General features: G+C 41.0%; 3 protein-coding genes and 1 pseudogene. 2 read left to right on the top strand and 2 right to left on the bottom strand.

Annotation, left to right across the window (positions count from 1 at the left end; genetic code table 11):
• A partial coding sequence (locus tag ACTRWI_RS22075; RefSeq protein ID WP_499133845.1) for a YbhB/YbcL family Raf kinase inhibitor-like protein occupies positions 1-425 on the top strand: 425 nt, incomplete at its 5' end.
• Positions 426-681: 256 nt separating this feature from the next.
• Here ACTRWI_RS22075 and ACTRWI_RS22070 read toward each other — a convergent pair.
• Together ACTRWI_RS22070 and ACTRWI_RS22065 are read right to left on the bottom strand one after the other, a co-directional pair.
• Positions 682-1,710, bottom strand: a complete 1,029-nt coding sequence (locus tag ACTRWI_RS22070) for a phage integrase (protein WP_499133844.1) — start codon at positions 1,708-1,710, stop codon at positions 682-684.
• Positions 1,711-1,972: 262 nt separating this feature from the next.
• Positions 1,973-2,955, bottom strand: a pseudogene (locus tag ACTRWI_RS22065) (integron integrase).
• A gap of 345 nt (positions 2,956-3,300) precedes the next feature.
• Here ACTRWI_RS22065 and ACTRWI_RS22060 point away from each other — a divergent pair.
• The gene (locus ACTRWI_RS22060) at positions 3,301-3,654 is read left to right on the top strand and encodes a hypothetical protein (protein WP_499133843.1); all 354 of its coding nucleotides are present in this window, start codon (positions 3,301-3,303) and stop codon (positions 3,652-3,654) included.
• Positions 3,655-3,763: the final 109 nt, after the last annotated feature.

The raw sequence follows: 3,763 nt of genomic DNA, 5'->3' as shown, positions 1-3,763 counted from the left end.
AGACTTTTGAATATTCTAGTTGGGGATGTGATGGCGATAATTTGTCTCCACAATTAATGTGGAAAGATGTGCCAGAGGGGACTAAAAGTTTCGCTATTACTGCTTATGACCCAGATGCACCAACCGAAAGTGGTTTCTGGCATTGGGTCGCATTCGATATTCCGACAACGGTCAATGAACTGCCTCGTGCTGTGGATATTGCAAAGCTAGGTGGTAAAGAAGGTCGCATCGATTACGGAACCATTGGCTTTGGTGGTGCTTGCCCTCCAGAGAAAGACGGCATGCATCGTTATCAATTCACTGTTTGGGCGTTACCAACTGATAAGCTAAACCTTGATGAGAATACACCGTCAGCTGTCGTGGGCTTTACACTGAACAGCATGGCGTTAGACAAAGCAAGATTGACGGTAACCTACACACGCTAGTTTACTGCGCGAAACGTAAATACGAATAAATGGGGGATGAGATGGATCATCAATATCAAGTGACAGCATTTCGAGCTGAGCAGTTACAAAAACTGCGTAATGTGAGGAATCTATCCCCCAGTTTTATCGATATTGACGCTAAATTGTTGTAAGTTTCTGATTTTGTTGGTTTTGCCTGTTTTTTGGGAAGCATGAAAAGACGAGAAAAGACGACTAAATCAGACTATAACCGAGATTTGCCGCCACTTTGTCGCCACTAATTTTCTAGTGGATTTAGTTCAACGGCTTGTATTAAGTGCTCTGGTGCGAAGTGCGAATAAGTCATAGTTTGCTCTATCTTCTGGTGACCCAAAATACGCTGTAACACCAAAATATCGCCACCATTCATCATAAAGTGGCTAGCAAAGGTATGTCGAAAAACGTGAGTGGCTTGTCCTGCGGGTACATGGTTTGGTAATGCTCGTTTAACACACATCCAAGCCTTTTTGTAATTGACATTGAATATGGCGTGACTACTTACTGAGTTCTTTAAGATCTCTTCATACAGAGTAGGGGAAATAGGGACGGATCGATTCTTTTTACCTTTCGTTTCAGTGAAAGTCAGCTTGTATTTTGTTATTTGAGAATGTTTGAGTGAAAGAGCCTCTCCTATACGGCATCCAGTAGCCAAACAGATTTTAGCGACAACATGAATCTGTTTTGCTGGAAGGCTGCCATCGGCAGCTAAAGTTCTAAGAACGGTAGGTATTTGCTCTTTTGTTAAGTAGCTAAGTTCTTTCTCTGCAATTTTGACGAGTTCAATATCCGCTAAAGGGTTCGGTAATTTCCATACATCATACTTGATCAGTCGATTAAACATTGAACGTAAGGTTTTTAGTTCGATGTTTTGAGTAGATGATGAGATAGCTACATTTGGGTGGTTACGATGGTAGCACACACGATTGGCGCGATAGGCCAAATAGTCTTTTTTCGTAAATAGATGTGCTATTGGGTTATTGAGCATGGTGATCGTTTTAGCCATAAGATGATATGAGTTCTGACCTGTTTTCACCGTATGGCCGTGAACTTCCCACCAGGTATCAAGCAAGTCCTTCAACCTGCGATTGTCGACCTTATCAGCTAACCACGGCTTATCGTTCACCTCACTCATCGTGAAGTGTTCAAATGCTGTCGCTTCTCCTTTGGTGGCAAAGCGCTTTCTTATACGCTTTCCATCTCGCCCGCTGGGGTAGCACTCGCATATCCATGGTTTTTTTGAGCCGTCTTTCAGATTTCTAACAGACATAATGAATCCTTATTAAACTGTGTTTATATACAGTGTAATGGGCGTTCAAATACAGAGCAATGTTTTAAGTTTCGGTTGGGGAACATCCTACTTCCGGTGTGATAAAAATGAGTAGAGCCCTAGTTCGTGATAAAGATAAGAACCACCTTTGTTGGCCTTACTAAACTCAAAAATGCCCCAAAGCAATTTAGATTGTTTACTCCACTCAAGTATCTGTTCCAAATAAGCCCTAATTTTTCTTATGTTTGGTTCATGGCAAGGATCATTGGTTTTCCTTATAGTTTTCAATAAAGATTTTATTTAGTGGGCTTACAGTACCCGCAAAATGTTCGCCAATAACATGGGTATAGATTTGTGTCGTCGCTACATCTGAATGTCCTAATAGCTCTTGGACTGTACGAATATCTTGCCCCGAGCGCAGCAGTTCGGTAGCGAAGCTATGACGGAAGGTATGGCATGTTATTCGTTTATTAAAGATTTTAGCCTGTTGCACCGCTCGTTTGAGAGCCTTTCTTGGTGCAGAATCGTGTAAATGATGCCGACAAAGCTTATTAGTCAGTGGGTGCCGACAGATGCTTAAAGAAGGAAAGATAAACATCCAAGCAATTTGTTTAAAAGCGTTCGGGTACTTTTTACCAAGGGCGTGTGGAAGCGAGGGACCGATGCCTTGTTTGATATCTTCTTCTTGTATTTTTGACGCTTTCTGAATTTGCAATTGAAGAGAACCAATTAACGTTGGGCTAAGTAAAGTTACGCGATCTTTTTTCCTTTCCCATCTCGCACGGTTAAAGATAGGTTTTGTAAATCAAGATCTTGAACTCTAATTCTCAAACACTCATTAACTCTAAGTCCAGAACCATACAACAGAGAAAAAATGATGTGATTAACACCAGAAAGGTGTGACAGTATCAGTTGGACTTCATTTGGCGTAAGTACGCTCGGAACCTTGCGCTGCTTTTTAGCATAAGTAAAACCTAGATCACCAAGCGGTCTTTGTAAAAACTGGTTGTAAAGGAACGCAATCGCATTAAGCGCGACTTTTTGAGTGTTGATAGCGACGTGTTGTTCATTAGCAAGATAAGACAGATAGGCTGTTACCTCAGTCGTTCCCATATCTTGAGGATACTTTAGCTTATTAAAGCGAATGAAGTATTTTATCCAGTATATATAGGCCTTTTCTGTTTTGAGACTATAGCCTCGCATTCGCATGTGTCTACGGATTTCTTCAATGAATTTGCTTGCCATTTCCCACCTCCCAAAACTGTTTTTTATACAGTTTATTGGTGTTAGAAGGAGTTTGAGTATGAAAAACGACTTTTTTTATCAGGAGTAGTGGCTCATTTTGTCGGCAGATCAATTAGTAAGTCGTTGTTAATAGGTAAGTTGAAGCAAGAACTCCCCAAGATAACATGCTACGTAAAAAGTGATAACAGGCCGGCTCGTTTTTATGTGAAGGTAAAATAATAAAATTTATGTATATTCTTTATTTTTTAATGGTTTATGTTAGATTGATTGTAAGTTAGGTTGGAGGGAAAACGAGCCGGCCTGTTATTAAGAATGTTATGTAGCTAGGTAAGGAATGGAGTATAAATGCTCGGTTTAGTACGATTTGTAGTGGTTGCAAATGTAATAGCAGCCCTAATAGTTGTTGCTCTTGAGATGTCTACAGGCTTCTTTGGACTTAGGTTTGTTTCGGACTACGCATTTTTCATCGTTCTATTTTTATGGGGAACGACAGCCTTATTTTTCTTGTATCCACCTCTGGGTGGTATGGGGCAGTCTGACGACAAGGTTGACAGAGTTACAGACTCAATGGTTGACCGTAGTGTTGCGGACGAAATCGATGATGAGCGGTTCTCAGAAAATACAGTCTTTTGTATCAAACTGCTCATAGCTGGGGTGCCTGCATTCTTGGTTTGTGTCCTTGCGAGCATTGCTACATAACAAACTGTTCAAGAGGGATTCGCAACGCGTGGCATTTTCACTATACGTTGGTTTTTGTGTTTAAGGTGGTATGCGGAGGCTTTGGTATTGCGTTGCTCACCCCTTAACA

This window comes from Pseudoalteromonas sp. G5_S1_14_S5 (genome assembly GCF_054968605.1).
Note: the sequence above shows the minus strand (reverse complement) of the source record. Positions and strands in the feature narration are given on the sequence as shown.